The sequence below is a fragment of the Staphylococcus sp. GDH8C109P genome, from assembly GCF_017893405.1.
GTDB classification, from domain to species: domain Bacteria; phylum Bacillota; class Bacilli; order Staphylococcales; family Staphylococcaceae; genus Staphylococcus; species Staphylococcus cohnii.
The window spans coordinates 130,359-147,898 of record NZ_JAESMX010000009.1 but is presented as its reverse complement, the minus strand read 5'-3'; the positions used below and the strand labels follow the sequence as shown (position 1 = coordinate 147,898).

The window sequence follows — 17,540 nt, the reverse complement described above, 5'->3', positions numbered from 1 at the left end:
AGACATTATATATGGAAAAATTTAACTTAACAAATAGGAAATATTTCAAAAAGTTAATCATAGTTCATATTGAGTTCATATACAGAGACTAAACTTTAAATATAAGTTCTTGAAAGGGAGTGAATCACTATGAAATTAGCATGGCAAGAAATAAAATATTATAAATTTCGTTATATATTAATCATGTTAATTATATTATTATTAGGCGTTATGGTTCTATTTATTAGTGGGTTGGCACAAGGTTTAGCAAGAGAAAATATTTCTATGTTAGACAATATGAAAGCTGAAAAATATGTGATGCAAAATAACAAAACACCACAAATTGAAAAATCAATTATTAAACCAGAACAGCAAGAGAAGATTGAAGATATTAGCGGGCAGTCACCTTTAAAAATAGCATCTCAAACTTTGAAAATTGATAAAGATGAAGAAGATGTTGTTATGACGAATACAGTGAAAAATGAAAAACCCAAATTGTCAGAAGGGCATTATCCTAAAAAAGACAATGAAATTGCAATTAATAGTAAATTAACTGCAAGTGGGGTAGATGTTGGAGACAACATTAAAATTAAAGACGGTAAAACGTTAAAAGTTTCAGGTGTTTTGGATGACACAATGTATTCTCATAGTTCAGTGGTTATGATGAATAATAATGGATTTGATGAATTGAATAAAAATGTGAGTACTGTTTATCCAATTAAAGATATGTCACAAAAACAGATGAATAAATTAGAAGATATTAATGGTATAGATGTATTTACAGAAGATGATATCACAAGTGAAATACCAAGTTATCAAGCAGAACAAGCACCACTTAATATGATGATAGTTAGCTTGTTTGTTATTTCTGCTATAGTCCTTAGTGCATTCTTCTATGTTATGACGATACAAAAAATTCCTGAAATCGGTATTTTAAAAGCAATTGGAATTAAGACAAGACATTTATTAAGTGCATTAATCATTCAAATATTAATAACTACAATGATTGCAGTTATTATTTCTGTGGCGTTAATCAGTGGATTGTCATTAGTAATGCCAATTTCTATGCCTTTCCATGTAACTGTTACAAATATATTATTAGTCGTGGGTATTTTCATAGTTGTTGCAATTGTCGGTGCAGCACTATCATTTATTAAATTATTTAAAGTAGACCCTATTGAAGCTATAGGAGGTGGAGAATAATGAGTTTACAAGTTAAAGATATTAAAAAATCTTTTGGTAAAGGCTCTTCCGAAACCAAAGTACTAAAAGGGATCAATTTTGAAGTGAATGAAGGAGAATTTATAATTTTAAATGGAGCCTCAGGGTCTGGTAAAACGACGCTTTTAACTATTTTAGGTGGGTTATTGTCACAAAGTAGTGGAGAAATATTATATAATGGTGAACATTTATATGATAGTGATAAAAAAGCTTCTGAACTAAGATTAAATGAAATTGGATTTATATTTCAATCTTCACACTTAGTACCATATTTAAAAGTTAAAGATCAGTTAATAACTATAGGTAAAGAAGCGGGAATGGCTAAAAAAGAAGCTACTGATAGAGCAGAAAAATTATTAACACAAATCGGTTTAGCAGACCAGTTAAACGTATTTCCACACACACTTTCAGGTGGACAAAAGCAACGTGTTGCCATCATGAGATCATTAATGAATAATCCTAAAATAATATTAGCTGACGAGCCAACTGCAAGCTTAGATGCCGAACGTGCTACAGAAGTGATAGATATGATTAAAAATCAAATTCAAAGTAAAAATATGATAGGTATTATGATTACACATGATAAAAGACTATTTGATTATGCTGACAGAGTAATCGAATTAGATGATGGTGTCATTGTTAATCGATAGTATATTTAAAAGAGACATGATAAAAGTCGTGTTTTCAAATTAAATGGGAGTAGGATAGAAATCTTTTTAATAAAATTAGATTTCTGTCCCACTCCCTTTTTTATGAATAGCATTGCACATTCAATCGAATGTAGTATCCACATATTATTTCGTAGTTAATGACTTTAAATGGTTGGTATATGCCACAGTGCCATTATACATGCCCAAAATAACACTGCAAAAAAACAAGTTAGTAAAAGCTTATATTGATACATGATGGCTAAAAAGTCCCTGATTAATGCAATTTCAAAAAAATGATAAGGTGTATGACTGCCGACACCTTTTAAATTGAGATTTAATTTTTGTCCAAACCTTAAAGCGCGCATAATATGAAATTGACTAGTGACACATATGATATTTGGTTCATATTTAAATAATTGCTGAATGAGCACTTTCGTATATTTAAGGTTCTCATAAGTGCTCGTCGATTGGTCTTCAAGTATGATTGCTGAAGGATTAATATTTCTTTGCACTAAATATCGATACATAGCCAAGGCTTCTGAAATTGGTTCGTCAGGTCCTTGCCCACCACTAACAATGATATGTGCGCCTGGATGTAAATGGTATAACGTTATAGCTTTGTCCAATCTTTTAGCAAGCATAGGTGTTACTTGTTCTGTAAAAATACCTGCGCCCAACACCAATATGACGTCAAAATCTTGTTTATACGTAACATTTGAAAAGGCAGAGGCACAAAGTGCATAACAAATGAAGGTGAAACATGCACTAAAGGCAATAGCGGCTAACCAATAAAAAATCACATTGATGCCCACAGGAATTAGACTAATATAAGCACAAGCAATCATGAACAGTAATACCTTATATGCTATAGCGTATAAACGGCGCAAAAAAAGTGTGCTTACACTATGTTTAAATAGATGATGATGTTTGATGTGTAAAAGCAATACACCAACAAACATCGTTATGATTAGAGGGATCGGCAAAGATGACTTACCTACATGTAAGATGATAACAATGTAGCCTAAAATGATTTGAATTACAAAAAAAGTTAAATTAGTAGTAAATTTTAAATTCTTATACATAGCAATAAAACCACATAAAATAAATAAACTTATAATTAAAGACAACGTATACATGGTTCACCCCGAAAATTTATAATATTTTAAATGTAGAGCAATTCTTAAAATTAATCAAATTTTATAGGTATTGTTGATTGTAATTTAGATAGGTTTAAAAATTAAAAACTCAGCGGTTAGAAATTTCTGCTTTTATACCGTCTCGAATATTGATATTATTAACATAATATAAAAAAAATAACGTTTACTTATGTGAGCTAGAATAGTAGAGGTGCGAGAAGTTATGGTTAAAAATTTAAGTAGTCATATTGATTTTATGGGTGAGTTTATAAATGATGTGAATACTTTATTAGCTAAATTGTTAAAAGAACTAAGAGAAGACTATAACGTATCAAAAGAGCAAGCCAATGTTATATTAATGTTAGAAAACGAAAAAGCAATGACATTAACAGAAATAACTGAAAGACAAGGCGTAAATAAAGCTGCCGTTAGCCGGAGAATAAAAAAATTAATACAAGCAGAAGTAGTGCAATGGGAGAAAGCTGAAGAAAATGCAGATCAAAGGTTAAAATATATTAAATTAACAGCAAAAGGTAAACAATTTAATAAACAAAGTAAGGAAATTATCAATACAATTGTCAGTGATATATTACACGACTTATCGGATGAACAAATCGAACAAGCAAGATATGTTTTAGAGATTATTGATCAAAGATTAAAAAATTTCAATTTGAAACACAGTGTTTAATAGTAAAAACAATGATAATATTTTTAAGTAAAGCAAAATGCGTTTAATTAAAACATATTTCAATAACTAGAATGATGTGTCCATGTAAAAATGATTTATTTGAAGTGCCTCATTAAAAGAACAACTATATAAGATTGAAGAAAAAATTAAAGGAATTGTAAAAAGACATTGGACTAATGATGTATATCTTTTACTTATTCATGTACATATAATAGAAATAAAGTAGTGTAAAAATGAATTTTACTTAATTAAAAAACTACAAAAAATTGGTGGAAATGGCTTGATAAAGCCGTATAGTTTATGAATATATTATGTTAAAATAACGGGATAATGTAAAAAATAAGGACTAAGCGTGGTGATAAAATGCAAAAGTGCCCTAAATGTGGGGGAAACATAAGGATAGGACAACGAAGATGTAGTCATTGTGGCTATCGTTTAGAGTCGACTAGTAACGAAAAAATGACTCGAACTTCAAAAGAAAATAAAAAAACTGTTAATAGCAAAGCAAGGAAAATTATTCCCTGGGGTATTGCAGCTTTTATCATTATACTGCTGGTTATTATATTTATCTTATTGAAAAATTTTAATTCGCCGGAAGCACAATCGGAAATATTAATTAACGCAGTAGATAATAATGATACTCAAAAATTATCAACCTTATTAAGCACGCAAAATAATAGTGTAGATGAAAATGAGGCAAAAGCTTATATTAAATATATAAAAAAAGAAGTTGGCATGAAAGAATATACGAAAGATATTAAGCAAAAAATAAAATCATTAAATAAAAATGAGACTAGTGAAGAAGACTTTGTAACAGCAAAAAATGGTGAAAAAGTTTTGCGTATCAGCAAAAATGGGCGACGTTACTTGATATTTGATAATATGAGTTTTACAGCGCCTACAAAAGAAGCGATTGTAAAGCCTAAGTACGATACAACTTACAAATTCAAAGCAAATGATAAACAAAGAACAGTACATGCACAGAAGAATAAGACGACAGTACTCGGTGAATTTATACCAGGTGATTACGTCATAGAGTCTAAAAAAGAGATGGCTAACGGACAGTTTAGCGGTGAACTCAAATTTAATTTTAATAATAGTAATCATGAGACAGTTGATGTATCAGAAGATTTTAATGAAGCTTATATCGTCTTAGATTTGAAAGGTGCATCTGAAATAGATAAAGATACTGTTAAAGTGAAAGTGAATGATAAAACATATGACTATGCTGATAATAAAGAAATAGGACCATATCCAAAAACACAAGAGTTAACAGTTTCTACTGAAGGAGAAGCGAAGAAAAAGACATTTAAATCAGCTGAAACGACTGTTAAAACGGATAACTTGAAGGATAAAACATATGTAACATTGAACTTTGATGGTGATGAAATTCAAGACTATGTAGATAAAAAAGAAAAAGAAGAAAATAGCTTCAGAAATAAGGTGGCTCGTTTTTTCGGTAATTATACTGCTGCAATGAATAATGCACATAGTCAAAGTAACTTTAAATTAGTTTCATCTTATTTGAAAAAAAATACTGATAACTATAAATCTATAAAGAATAATGTAAAAGAAAATGCTGTATTTTATTTACCTCAGCCACAAATCACTGAAATTGTGAGACAAGGTGAAACATTTTATATTACAGCTCAAACCGTCAAAGAAAATGGTCAATATGGCGAAGTGGATTACCAACTTGAAGGCGATGATGATGCCAGTAACCTTAAAGTTGTGAAATATTCGGAAGAGTAACAAAAAGATATGTTTGCTGATAATACTATAATATATTGAGTAGTGGATAAGCAGAGGAATCTGGAAACAAGCCAACACTGACTCATGAATAAGTGTCAATTTCTATAATAGTTAATAGAAATTGACACTTTCTTTGTTTTTAAGCTAAAGCTATAATAGTAATAATGCTTATTAATTAATAATTTGTAATAAGTTAGTTAACAATACATAAACAAGTGTAAATATCGTCGAACTGGATATTTCAAGTAATTTTTGAAGGAGTTATAAAATGGTAGATAATCAACAACAAAAGCAATCATTCATTTTTATTTTAATTCTAGGTGCGTTAACTGCGATTGGTGCCTTATCGATTGATATGTTTTTACCTGGTTTACCTCAAATTCAGTCTGATTTTAATACGACAACTTCAACTTCACAATTAACTTTATCTTTATTTATGATTGGTTTAGCCGTTGGGAATTTATTTACGGGCCCTTTTTCTGATTCAATCGGGCGTAAGCAACCACTTATGATTGCGATGTTGTTATTTACATTAGCAAGTTTAGGTATTATTTTTGTAAATAATATATGGTGGATGATCATTTTAAGGTTTGTACAAGGTTTTTGTGGAGGCGCAGGGGCAGTTATTTCTAGAGCGATTTCTAGCGATTTGTACAGTGGCAAACAATTAACAAAATTTTTAGCTTTACTTATGTTAGTCAATGGTGTGGCACCTGTGTTAGCACCTGCTTTAGGTGGCGTGATCTTATCATTTTCCACTTGGCATATGGTTTTTGTCATACTAACTTTATTTGGGATACTTATGTTTTTGGGGACTATGTTTAAAGTACCAGAATCATTATCTATCAAACATAAGGACAGTTCTCATATAGCAATTATATTTAAGAATTTTAAACAATTATTAGTAACGCCACGTTTTGTATTACCAATGTTGATTCAAGGTGTCACATTTATCATCTTGTTTAGTTATATTTCAGCTTCTCCATTTATCACGCAACATATATATAGTATGTCTCCACAGCAATTTAGTATTATGTTTGCAGTTATTGGTATTAGTCTCATTATTTCAAGTCAATTGACTGGTAAGTTCGTTGATTATATAAATCGACAAACATTATTACGGATTTTGACGTTGATTCAATTAGTAGGAATTTTAAGTGTAACGATTACTTTATTAAACCATTTTTCAATATGGATTTTATTCTTAGGTTTTATCATTCTTGTTGCACCAGTTACTGGTGTAGCAACGCTTGGTTTTTCTATTGCGATGGATGAACGTACTGGAGGTAATGGGAGTGCATCAAGTTTACTTGGACTTGTGCAATACTTATTAGGAGGGGTGGTTTCACCGCTCGTAGGTTTAATGGGAGAAGGGAATTATGTGCCTTATATCACAATTATCATAATCGCGGGTCTGTTATTAATATTGCTGCAAGTGATGAGTTACTTTGTGTTTAGAACAAGGAAAAGAGCATAAGTGCATATGTGTAAAATCTTGGTGTTACATTGGCAGTAACTGATGCATGAGCTTCAGCTCAAATACTTAAAGTTAATTCAACTTTAATCCACAGAACAGAAGGTGTGGCAATGACATCCGTTTAAATAAATTAAATTGCTGTCTTACTTTGATTTATTTTGCATGAGTGATTGAGGTTGGTGAAAATCTATTTGCTTTTGGTATACCATGTTGATCTACAGATACTAGATCATGTCGCACTATTATAGTATCAATTTTTTAATTTATGTGTTCGAATTAGTTAGTATAATGAGACTATTAAATTTCTATTATTTTGTAGAAATTTAGTAGTCTTTTTAATTAGATAATTTATTAACGATTCAACTTAATTGTATTAGCTAATAAAATTTGAGCTAAATCTTTAACCGACTGATTACATCCTTCTTTAATCCAAGTATAAACAAGGCCCATTTGACCACCTAGTGCGTAAATTACAAATTGTTTTTTGTTTAATACATCGGTATAGTCGTCCAAAATTTTAATATAAGTGTCCCGCGTTGCATGCATATACTCAAAAAATAAATCACGATTAGGATATGTGACTAAAATAGCATGGAAATAGCCATAATGACGTTTGATATAACGCAAAATGATTTTGAAAAATTGATATAGTTTAGAGTGATTATCTGCAATTTCTTCTGAACTTTTATATAGATTTTCTAATAGTGTTTTATATTTTTGAATATGGTGTGATTGTATTGTAGCTAAAAGGTCATATTTATCTACGAAGTAATCATAAAATGTAGTCCTATTTATACCACTATATGCGCATAACATTTTGATAGTTATATTTTCAAATGGATGTAACTCGAGTAATGCAATCATATTACGGATGATTTTTCGTTTTGCATTTTGTTTCATAATAACTCCTTCATAGAACATAAATAATGTACCCAACACATTTTATTTAAGTGTCGGTATACTTTTAAATTTCATCTCTTTATAATATACAAGGTGAATTTTAAATGCAAATAGGGGGAAAGTATCATGAAGAAAATGGTATTAATCAATGTCATTACCATTGTTGTGCTTGTAATTATTGGTGTCGTAGGATTCCATTTTTATAATCAAGCAACATCTTTTGTAAGTACAGATAATGCTAAAGTGGATGGAGAACAAATTAAGGTGTCAGCTCCAGCTTCTGGCGAAATCAAGTCACTTGATGTTAAAAATAATGAAAAATTAAGCAAAGGTGATAAAGTTGCAGAGGTTGCTGCTAAAGGTGAAGGTGGTCAATCTCAAGATATGAGTATTAAAATGCCTAAAGATGGCACAATTGTAAAAGTTGATGGCATGGAAGGCTCAATGGCTCAAGCTGGCACACCAATCGCTTACGCTTATAATTTAGATGATTCTTATATAACTGCTAATGTGGATGAAAAAGATATTGCAGACGTTGAAGAAGGTAAAGATGTAAATATTAAATTAGATGGTGAAGACGCTGAATTAAAAGGTAAAGTAGAAGAAGTAGGTAAAGCAACTGCTTCAAGCTTTTCAATGATGCCTTCATCAAATAGTGATGGCAACTATACAAAAGTGTCACAAGTGGTACCAGTGAAAATTTCACTAGATTCAAAACCATCTAAAAATGTTGTTCCAGGAATGAACGCTGAAGTAAAAATTCATAAAAATTAAGGAGGTCTTAAAATGACAATGACCTTCATTATTGTTTACGTAGTCATAGCGCTCATTCTTGTCGGTGGACTTAATCTCTTTATCGTGAAAAGAAATAAGCAAAAATCTACCCGAAAAATGGAACAATCTAAGTATGAAAGCATTGCTTCTAACGAAAGTTATCAATCTAAATTTAAAGTTAAAGACGATAAAACAACAACAGAAAACCAAGAGCAAAACAAAGGTGAAACTACAGAAGAAAACGCAGAGAATGCAAGTCACGCTAATAGTGACACTTCTGAATCATCAACACAACATGATTCGGATCATGAACAAATCAATCCGAATTCTGAAGAAGCACAAGTAAATGAAAAGCTGAAAGCTAAACATAGTTCATTTATGTTTGGAAAAGGCACTTCTCAAGGCAAAGTTTTAATAGCGATGATTTTCGGTATGTTTATAGCTATTTTGAATCAAACGTTATTAAATGTTGCATTGCCTAAAATAAATACTGATTTTAATATTTCAGCAAATACAGGTCAATGGCTTATGACAGGATTTATGCTTGTGAATGGTATTCTGATACCAATCAGTGCTTATTTATTTAATAAATATTCGTATCGTAAATTATTCTTAATAGCGATGGCATTGTTCACAATAGGTTCCTTAGTATGTGGTATGTCAGGTTCATTTACAATAATGATGGTAGGCCGTGTACTGCAAGCAATTGGTGCAGGTATCTTAATGCCACTTGGTACAAATGTATTTATGACTATATTTCCACCTGAAAAACGTGGCGCAGCAATGGGAACACTTGGTATAGCAATGATTTTAGCACCCGCTATAGGTCCGACATTGTCAGGTTATATTGTAGAAAATTATCATTGGAACGTGATGTTCTATGGTATGTTCATCATAGGACTTATTTCATTAGCTATCGCATATATATGGTTCAGAGTTTATCAAGTTACTACAAACCCTAAAGCAGATATTCCAGGTATCATATTTAGTACAATAGGTTTTGGTGCGCTATTATATGGCTTCAGTGAAGCAGGAAATAATAGTTGGAGTTCTCCAATTGTTGTAGTATCTCTTATCCTTGGTGTCATTTTTATTACTGCTTTTGTAATTAGAGAGCTTACAATGCGTGTGCCAATGCTAAGTATGGAAGTTTTAAAATATTCAGGTTTTACATTAACAACCGTTATTAACATGATTGTAACGATGAGTTTATTTGGTGGCATGATTTTATTACCACTTTATTTACAAGACTTAAGAGGCTTTACACCAGTACAATCAGGTTTATTATTATTACCAGGTGCTTTAATAATGGGTGTCATGGGTCCAATCGCAGGAAAATTATTAGATACGATTGGTATTAAACCACTAGCTTTAGTAGGGACAGCAATTATGACCTATGCTACGTGGGAATTAACAAAATTAAACATGAATACAACGTATGGTCACTTAATGGTTATTTATATCATTCGATCATTTGGTATGAGTTTTATCATGATGCCAATAATGACTGCTGGTATGAACGCGTTGCCACAACGACTCATAGCACATGGCAATGCTTTATCTAATACATTGAGACAATTGGCAGGTTCAATTGGTACGGCTTTACTAGTTACAGTAATGTCTACACAAACAACACAACATATCGCCTCATATACACAAGATTTAGATAAAACAAATCCATTTATTAAAGACCGTTTACAAGAAATGGCTCAAGCAATGGGTGGAGAACAAATGGCAACTTCTCAAGTTTTAGAATTTGTGCAAAAGCTTGCTTCTATTAATGGTGTAAATAGTGCTTTCTTAATAGCCACTTTATTAAGTGCTTTGGCATTTATTTTGAGTTTGTTCTTAAAAGGCAAGTCACATTATATTTCAAATGAAGAATAAGTGAAAAAACAGTGATGTAACATCACTGATTAATGAATAAGCGTCAATTTCTATAATAGTTACGTAGAAATTGACGCTTATTTTGTTATTAATACAGTCTGAGTTAATATTTTCATATAGTTAAAGCGATTGGGATAAAAACTTGTGCTAAGTTGATTTTATGTACATTATAAGTGAAAGCTAAATCGTTTTTATAAATTCGCAAGTTAATTAGATAATATATATGATATTGATTGTAGTCTTGAAAAATTGCTTGTTTTAAAATCCTTTTTACCGATTGGTGTATCGATTAAGTGGAGAAAAAAAGCCCGCAAATGAATTTTTTTCAGTCATTCATTTACGGGTGTAATCTATGATAGTATATGTATCGGCTTTTTGGTAAAGTTTAAATGAAGTTATATTCTAGGTTTTCGATTTCTAAAAAATAAACTAATTAATAGTAAAGCGATACTACAACTTAATAAAATAAAAGCGTTATGGATTGCATTTGACTCTGTTAATATTTGAGCTGAATCAACAGTGATATAATACTGATTCATTGAATCGGCAATTCTTGTTGCAATATTTTTAATCAATGCAGAAAAACCGAAAGTAATTGCAAGCATGATCGCTATGATAAACATGTTAACTATTTTCAATATAGTTTTGTTAAAAAACAACGTAAAAAAGGTTAAGATTAAACTTAATATACAAGCGATAAAAAATACATAAAATACAAGTATCAAGCGATCAATGCTTGTTTGTAAGTTATCGATACTTTCAACGTTGATATTTAAATTCGTTAAGTTATTGATAGTTTCTTGAAAATTTGTTAATTCTTTAAAATTAACTGTTTTATCTACAAAAACTAAATTGAATATAGGTTCCTTAAACATACTATAACCTGAAATAGTAACTAGGATTAAAACGATAACTTGTATAATAAGGCTAACCCAAGATTTTTTCTTTTTTCCATAACGAGCGCCTCGTTGCATTGTTTCACTCGTTAAAGTATGTTCAAAATCTTTAAATTGCTGATTATTTGCGGTCATAACTTACTCCTTTCATTACATTAGATGGGGATCTAGTTATTTTATGACTTTTATTTTGTTATAATATGTAATAACTGTTACATTTTAACCAATGAAGTTGAATAATTTAATTTTTAGTATGAATGGTCATATTTTTTAACTTCAATATCTATTATAACTTCGTTTTTATGTCATTATTTTTATTTTATCATATAATTTATTTTAAATACTGAATTGAAACAAAAATTCTATAATTCTAAAATTTGTTACAAAAAAGATAGGGATGATTATGAATGAAATCAAGACTAACAACAAAATTTGTTAATAAATATTTATTACCACATCGTTCAATTATATTTGATGACCAACAAAGCTTTGAAAAATTTTTACAAAAAAGATTAACGATGAATGAAAAAAAGCACAAGCAACCTGAAACTTTAAATGTAAAATCAGACTTAGAAAAACAAATGATGGATGATATGCAGGTGTTCAGATTTCGCTTTAGACACAGTCAACAAAAGAAAATATTATATATTCACGGTGGATATAATATTTTACAACCTTCTGCATTTCACTGGAGATTTATGGATAAACTTGCGTTAAGTACTTTAAATGAAGTTATTTTGCCAATTTATCCAAAAGCACCCAAATATCATGTTGAGGATACTTATGCTGCGATTCATAAAGTGTACCAACAATTATTAACAGAATGTAGTAATGAAGATATTATTGTGATGGGAGATGGAACTGGAGGCGCATTGGCGTTGAGTTTTGTGCAACAGTTAAAATCAAATAATCAACCTTTACCAGCTAAATTGTATTTGTTTTCACCGATGCTAGATGCTCAATTGGATAATGAAAATATTACAGATGATTTAATCGATAAAGATGTCATCATAAATATAGAAGGTTTACAAAAAATTATGAAAGTATGGTCTGGAAATCTTCCATTAAACGATAGTAGGTTATCACCAATTAATGGAGAATTATTTGGTTTACCCCCCATATATATATTTGGTGGCGGAAGAGAGATTTACTTACCAGATATGAAAAAATTGGCTTATATGTTAGAAGATATGCGTCAGCCAGTTCAACTGTATACTTTTAAAAAAATGGTGAATGCATTCGCATTATTACCTATTAGAGAATCGCATAAAGTTGTTAAAGAAATCGTCAATACAATTCACGATAAACGTTAATGTGGAAGCATACACTCGATTTTTAAAATGATGATAAGGCTACGAAAAATTAAAAACAGAGGCGGGGCAGACACCAAATATAATTTTGTTGATATCGCCTTGCTTCTGTTTTTATATGCTCAAACATTTCGGTCAATTAATGGTGTTCATTCATTGTTGTATCAAGGACAGTTAATATAGATTGTGTCCCTTTTAGCTTATAGTATTGCGCTATAAAGTCGTTAAAATCTTGCGTTGGTATATCCATATTGTTGAATTTCGAGAGATATTTTTCATATAGTTGTGTTTCTTCTTGAACAAAAGTTGTGTAACGCTGTATAAAAGCTGCTTCTACATCAATTTGTTCCACTAATGAAGTAATAGTATCTATAGCTTGTTTTTGACCTTGGTAGTAACTAATATCAAAACCGCGTTTAATCAATTGACTATCAGGTCCATTAATGACTAGCTGTTTGTTTTGATTGAGTTCACTAAGTGCAGCTTTCATATCATCATTTAAATCATAAAGTTGCACTTTGATTGTGTCGATTAATCCTTGTGACATATTTATCACTCCTTATCTTGAGATACCGATTTTATGACCTAAATGTTTTGGCCATTCGATTAATTGTTGGTTATCATAATAATTGCTAATTTGGTCAGCAAATGATTGAGGGAATGGCGCTGTTTTGTTGATTGTGCGATCAATCCCTAACATCATTGCTTCATTTGTTGCTATATTGCTGCCGTCTTGGTTCGTCATAACGGAAAAGAAATGTAAGCTTTTTTCATTATAATCATAGATGTAAATTGTAATGGTAAATGTGTCATCTTCAGTTAGTTCAGATAAATAAGCTGTTTGTTCTTCAACAGTGAATAGTGTGTAATTTAACTTGGTACGTTCTTCTAAAGATAAACCATGTGTATAATTAAATTGATTGATAGCTTCGCTGAAGACCATATTATAATTCGCATCATGTACATGACCGTTATGGTCAATCATATCGGGTGTCACATTGTTGGAAATTGTGAAAGGATTTTTCATTGTTACATCTCCTTTAAAACTTTAATTGTTAAAATAGACATATTTATATTATTTAAGCTAACCTAAGTTTACTAAAAATTGTATATAACATACACAAATAGTATTTCATGATAAAATAAAGAAAATGATTATAGGGGTGACCTATGGCTATAACAATTAGATACTTATCTTCTGGAAATACATTAGCAAGCGTTAATTGTTTAGAAGACATTCCTGAAACAGCGCAGTTTATATGGTGTGATTTTAACCAACCAACCGAGGCTGAAAATACATTTTTAAAAACACGTTTTAACTTTAATAAACTTGAAATTGATGATACAGTGAACGGGACACCGAGAGCTAAATATAAAGCATATGACACATATCAGTATATAGTTGTTCATGATGTGGATACCGAGAATTTTAATGCAAAAGCATTAAATATTTTTATAAAAGATCGTTTACTTATTACATACCATCATCAACCATTTGATATTTTAAAGAAGATAGAAACTACTTTCAAAACGCAAACAATACGTAATATTCTCCCAACATATATATTTATCTTGGTGTTAGATTGTTTAGTAGATCGTTATTTTGAATTCGTTTATGCCATCGAAGATAAGGTATATGACTTCGAAGACAGTGAAAATATGAATGGTTCTATGAAATTTGCGATGGATAATGTATTTAAAATACGTTCTGAGCTAATTAAATTAAAGCGTGTGATTTATCCAATGACAGAATTAGTTAATCAATTAAAAGAAAGTAACCTATTATTATTAGATGACAAGGATAAACTTTATCTTCAACATATTGATGATCATATGATTAAACAACAAAATATTTTGAAAATATGCCAAGAAATGACAAATGAAATAAAAGATAATTTGACATCATATGCTTCATATAAAATGAATCGGATTATGCAGGTCCTTACCTTGGTGTCAGTTGTTTTTTTACCATTGACATTAATTACAGGTATTTATGGTATGAATTTTATAAATATGCCAGAATTAAAATGGCAATATGGTTATTATTTTGTTTTAGCACTTATGCTATGTATTAGTATAGGTTGTGTGATTTATTTTAAAAAAGAAAAATGGTTTTAATATCATAGTATTATATTAATGATGCAGTTTTAAACTGACTTGAGTAAAATAACTATTGAGGATTGGAGTAAACAATGAGCGATTTAAAAAGAGAACAAAGAAAAAATGAACACGTTGAGATTGCAATGGCACAAACGGATGCTACAATCTCAGATTTTGATGAAATTAGATTTGTACATGATTCTATTCCGAGTATAGATGTAAGTGATGTTAATCTTGAGCATTCGCTAAAAGATTTTACACTTAGTCAACCACTTTATATTAATGCGATGACTGGTGGCAGTGAATGGACGAAACAAATTAATGAAAAATTGGCAATTGTGGCTCGGGAAAGCGGTATTGCAATGGCAGTTGGTTCTACACATGCAGCGTTACGTAATAGTGATATGGCATCATCTTTTACAGTCGTGCGTGACACAAACCCAGAGGGGATTATATTTAGTAACGTAGGTGCCGATGTACCTGTTGATAAAGCTGTCGAATCAGTAAAATTGCTAGATGCTCAAGCATTACAAGTACATGTCAATGCACCACAAGAATTAGTCATGCCTGAAGGTAATAGAACCTTTTCTACATGGATGGACAATCTTGCGCAAATTGTAGAACGGGTAAATGTCCCAGTAATTGTCAAAGAAGTAGGGTTTGGCATGAGTAAAGAAACAATCAAAAACTTATATGAAATTGGCATTAGATATGTAGATGTGAGTGGACGTGGTGGTACGAACTTTGTAGATATTGAAAATGAAAGACGTGCATACAAGGACATGGACTATTTAAGTATGTGGGGACAAACGACTGTGGAATCATTATTAGAAAGTACTTCTTATCAAAAAGATATGGATATACTTGCTAGTGGTGGCGTGCGCTCTCCTTTAGATGCTGTGAAATGTTTAGCGCTTGGAGCGAGTGCGGTTGGTATGTCGCGACCATTTTTAAATCAAGTTGAACAATATGGTATTACAGAAACACTAAACTATACAGAACAATTTACTGAACATATGAAAAAAATTATGACGATGTTAAATGCGCCTACAATAAATGATTTAAAAGGTTCGAAAATGATCTTTGGTCCTAAATTACAATCTTGGATAGATCAGCGAAATATTGATATTTCTAATTAATATCTCATAAAGAAATCATTTTTGTAGGTTAGGTCATTAACTACTGTGTTGATTTTCGTATATGAAATTATTATAGAAAAAACCTGAGACATTATGTCTCAGGTTTTCTTATGTTAAAAATCAAATTATATCATTAGAATAGATTGATAAATGTAGTAACGATTGGGACACCAAGCAAATCAATTAAAAATGCGCCCACAATTGGTACGAAAAGATATGATTTTGGTGAAGCTCCGAATTTTTTGGTAATTACATCTAGGTTTGCCATAGCATTTGGGGTTGCACCAAGACCATGACCAATAAAGCCACCAATCATTACAGCAGCATCGTAATTTTTTCCTAAACCGCGGAACACGATAAATATAGAGAATAGCACGATAAACACGACTTGTATTAAAACGATAATAATTAAAGGTAAAGCCAATTGATATATTTCTGTAAGTTGTATACTCATCAAAGCGATAGATAAGAATAGGCTTAGTGATATGTCACTAATTTTATCCACGAATTTCATATCAATAAGATTTAAATTATTATATTCAGAAATATTTCGAATAATTACCGCAACAAACATTGCACCAACATATATAGGAATGTTAATACCTGTTAAATCAGAGAATGTATTTCCTAAATATGAACCAATAGCCATACAAATGGTTACAATCGTAAATTGTAAGAAAAAGATGGTAGTAGGGTTCATGCGATTATGTAAGTATTCATTAGATTTTACGTTACCATAGTCTGTCGTAGTTTCTTCTGCATGTTCAGATTTTAAATTATATTTAGTGATTAAAAATTTCACTACTGGACCACCTACTAAACCACCAGCTACAAGACCTAATGTTGCTGCTGCTAAAGCTGCGGTTAATGCAGAATCAAAGCCCATGTCGCGTATGGTTTGACCATAGGCGGCAGCATTACCATGACCACCTTCCATAGACATAGAACCTGCTGTCAAGCCTAATAATGGTGGTATGTTTAATACTTTTGCTAATGAAATACTAATAAGGTTTTGGAAGACTGCAAGAAAACCACAAAATATAAAATATAAAATAAGTACTTTTCCACCCAAGCGTAATAACTTTAAAGAAGCGCCTAATCCAATTGTTGTAAAGAACGCAAGCATAAAGAAGTTTTGTATAAATTCAGAATCCAGTTTGATTGTTATGATATTTGTAGATTGTAATATTGCAACTAAAATCGAGAAGATTAAACCACCGATAACAGGTGCAGGAATACAAAGCCTTCTTAATATTGAAATATGATTAACAATATATATACCTAAAAGGTATAACAAACTTGCGATTGCTAAAGTAGTAATTGCATCTAGCTCTAGCATTTTCAATCCCCCTTAAATTTCAAATGAAACTCTCCTGTGTGTCTGGTTATATAGATGGAGTCATGTGCAAAATGACAATAAAGAAAGTGCTTACAAAACTCCATGCTATCTATTATACATATTTAAATAGTATAAATCTAGTTTGGAATTAAATATTAAATAGAATAAATAGAGATTGTTTTATTTGTAATTTTCAGATAATCATTCTCTTGTCTAATACGCAAAAATAGATGTTAGAAGAATGAATACACGACTTATCTATAACACAGTACCTTGCAATGTATAGTAGTCT

General features: G+C 30.7%; 16 protein-coding genes. 10 read left to right on the top strand and 6 right to left on the bottom strand.

Annotated features, from left to right (window positions below):
* Positions 1-129: 129 nt before the first annotated feature.
* Both KA867_RS02605 and KA867_RS02600 read left to right on the top strand, forming a co-directional pair.
* Entirely contained in the window at positions 130-1,182 is a 1,053-nt protein-coding gene (locus KA867_RS02605) for an ABC transporter permease (protein ID WP_107385695.1), read from the top strand.
* A complete protein-coding gene (locus KA867_RS02600) occupies positions 1,182-1,850 on the top strand; it encodes an ABC transporter ATP-binding protein (RefSeq protein WP_107385134.1) in 669 nt (222 codons plus the stop codon). The genes KA867_RS02605 and KA867_RS02600 overlap by 1 nt, the downstream gene beginning before the upstream one ends.
* Positions 1,851-2,014: 164 nt before the next feature.
* Here the strand turns inward: KA867_RS02600 and KA867_RS02595 are convergent, their stop codons facing one another.
* Positions 2,015-2,986: a YdcF family protein gene (locus KA867_RS02595; RefSeq protein ID WP_107385133.1), complete on the bottom strand. Its 972-nt coding sequence runs from the start codon at positions 2,984-2,986 to the stop codon at positions 2,015-2,017.
* Positions 2,987-3,209: 223 nt separating this feature from the next.
* Here KA867_RS02595 and KA867_RS02590 point away from each other — a divergent pair, with 223 nt between their 5' ends.
* The 3 genes from KA867_RS02590 to KA867_RS02580 all read left to right on the top strand — a co-directional run bounded on the left by KA867_RS02590 (position 3,210) and on the right by KA867_RS02580 (position 6,903).
* The gene (locus tag KA867_RS02590) at positions 3,210-3,674 is read left to right on the top strand and encodes a MarR family transcriptional regulator TcaR (protein ID WP_107385132.1); all 465 of its coding nucleotides are present in this window, start codon (positions 3,210-3,212) and stop codon (positions 3,672-3,674) included.
* Between the two features lie 363 nt (positions 3,675-4,037).
* Entirely contained in the window at positions 4,038-5,426 is a 1,389-nt protein-coding gene (locus tag KA867_RS02585; RefSeq protein WP_210136984.1) for a membrane-associated protein TcaA, read from the top strand.
* Positions 5,427-5,694: 268 nt separating this feature from the next.
* Positions 5,695-6,903, top strand: coding sequence for a putative multidrug effflux MFS transporter TcaB (locus KA867_RS02580; protein WP_210136983.1), 1,209 nt, complete (start codon positions 5,695-5,697; stop codon positions 6,901-6,903).
* A 351-nt stretch (positions 6,904-7,254) separates the two neighbouring features.
* Here the strand turns inward: KA867_RS02580 and KA867_RS02575 are convergent, their stop codons facing one another.
* Entirely contained in the window at positions 7,255-7,803 is a 549-nt protein-coding gene (locus tag KA867_RS02575) for a TetR/AcrR family transcriptional regulator (protein ID WP_210136982.1), read from the bottom strand.
* A gap of 126 nt (positions 7,804-7,929) precedes the next feature.
* Between KA867_RS02575 and KA867_RS02570 the strand changes: the two genes are divergently transcribed.
* Both KA867_RS02570 and KA867_RS02565 read left to right on the top strand, forming a co-directional pair.
* Positions 7,930-8,577, top strand: coding sequence for an HlyD family secretion protein (locus KA867_RS02570; protein WP_107385104.1), 648 nt, complete (start codon positions 7,930-7,932; stop codon positions 8,575-8,577).
* 12 nt (positions 8,578-8,589) lie between these two features.
* On the top strand, positions 8,590-10,464 hold the full coding sequence (locus tag KA867_RS02565; protein WP_210136981.1) for a DHA2 family efflux MFS transporter permease subunit: 1,875 nt from the start codon (positions 8,590-8,592) through the stop codon (positions 10,462-10,464).
* A 395-nt stretch (positions 10,465-10,859) separates the two neighbouring features.
* Here the strand turns inward: KA867_RS02565 and KA867_RS02560 are convergent, their stop codons facing one another.
* The gene (locus KA867_RS02560) at positions 10,860-11,495 is read right to left on the bottom strand and encodes a hypothetical protein (protein ID WP_210136980.1); all 636 of its coding nucleotides are present in this window, start codon (positions 11,493-11,495) and stop codon (positions 10,860-10,862) included.
* Between the two features lie 272 nt (positions 11,496-11,767).
* Here KA867_RS02560 and KA867_RS02555 point away from each other — a divergent pair, with 272 nt between their 5' ends.
* Positions 11,768-12,673 carry an alpha/beta hydrolase fold domain-containing protein gene (locus KA867_RS02555; protein WP_107524484.1) on the top strand — a complete coding sequence of 302 codons (906 nt, stop codon included), beginning with the start codon at positions 11,768-11,770 and terminating at the stop codon, positions 12,671-12,673.
* Positions 12,674-12,809: 136 nt separating this feature from the next.
* Here the strand turns inward: KA867_RS02555 and KA867_RS02550 are convergent, their stop codons facing one another.
* Positions 12,810-13,217, bottom strand: a complete 408-nt coding sequence (locus tag KA867_RS02550) for a hypothetical protein (RefSeq protein ID WP_119535630.1) — start codon at positions 13,215-13,217, stop codon at positions 12,810-12,812.
* Positions 13,218-13,229: 12 nt separating this feature from the next.
* Positions 13,230-13,697: a thioesterase family protein gene (locus KA867_RS02545; RefSeq protein WP_210136979.1), complete on the bottom strand. Its 468-nt coding sequence runs from the start codon at positions 13,695-13,697 to the stop codon at positions 13,230-13,232.
* A 143-nt stretch (positions 13,698-13,840) separates the two neighbouring features.
* On the opposite strand from KA867_RS02545, the gene corA reads away from it, so the two are divergent.
* Positions 13,841-14,788 carry a magnesium/cobalt transporter CorA gene (gene corA / locus KA867_RS02540; protein WP_107384614.1) on the top strand — a complete coding sequence of 316 codons (948 nt, stop codon included), beginning with the start codon at positions 13,841-13,843 and terminating at the stop codon, positions 14,786-14,788.
* A 74-nt stretch (positions 14,789-14,862) separates the two neighbouring features.
* On the top strand, positions 14,863-15,909 hold the full coding sequence (gene fni / locus KA867_RS02535) for a type 2 isopentenyl-diphosphate Delta-isomerase (RefSeq protein WP_107384615.1): 1,047 nt from the start codon (positions 14,863-14,865) through the stop codon (positions 15,907-15,909).
* 133 nt (positions 15,910-16,042) lie between these two features.
* On the opposite strand, the gene gltS is transcribed toward fni, so the two are convergent.
* Positions 16,043-17,248: a sodium/glutamate symporter gene (gltS, locus tag KA867_RS02530; protein WP_210136978.1), complete on the bottom strand. Its 1,206-nt coding sequence runs from the start codon at positions 17,246-17,248 to the stop codon at positions 16,043-16,045.
* Positions 17,249-17,540 lie beyond the last annotated feature (292 nt).